Here is a 739-nt window from a genome sequence, read left to right as displayed (position 1 = left end):
TCTTCGATGACCTTCTGGTTGCGTCGCTGAATCGAGCAGTCCCGCACACCCGGCGCCCACACGTTGCCGTGCTCGTCGGCGATGACCTGCACTTCGACGTGGCGGGCATCGGTGACGAGACGTTCGATGAACACCACCGGGTCACCGAAAGACCGCTCCGCTTCGCCTTGGGTGCGTTCGAGAGCGAGTTCGAGTTCGTCCTCGGCGAAGACTTTGCGGATTCCTCGGCCACCGCCGCCGGAGCGGGCCTTGATGATCAACGGATACCCGATGGCCTGGGCATGACGGCGGGCATCGGAGCGCGTGTGCACCGGACCACCGGACCACGGTGCGACCGGGACACCGACCTTCTCCGCCAAAAGTTTCGCCTCGACCTTGTCCCCCAACAGACGCATCGCATCAGCGCAAGGCCCGATGAAGGTGATGTTCAACCGGGCCACCAGATCGGCGAACGCCGGATCCTCCGCCACGAAACCCCAGCCCACCCACACCGCGTCCGCACCGGACTCGACCAACGCACGCTCGAGCTCACCATGATCAAGATACGCCGAACCCACCTCCGGCTTACGCAACACCACCGCCTCATCCGCAGCACGCACGAACATCGCCCGCCGCTCGGAATCGGTATGCAACGCCACCGTCCGGATACCGTAGTCGTACTCGGCGTTGAGTTCCTTCACAGCCCTGATCAGGCGAACCGCCGCCTCACCCCTGTTGACTACTGCAATCCGCTTGAACA

General features: G+C 63.9%; 1 protein-coding gene. It reads right to left on the bottom strand.

Annotation, left to right across the window (positions count from 1 at the left end; genetic code table 11):
* A partial coding sequence (locus J1M86_RS25950) for a biotin carboxylase N-terminal domain-containing protein (protein WP_206511930.1) occupies nucleotides 1–739 on the bottom strand: 739 nt, incomplete at both ends.

Origin of the sequence: Rhodococcus sp. KRD197 (assembly GCF_017168235.1) — a bacterium.
Lineage (GTDB): Bacteria > Actinomycetota > Actinomycetes > Mycobacteriales > Mycobacteriaceae > Rhodococcoides.
This window is presented reverse-complemented; position numbering and strand designations above follow the sequence as displayed.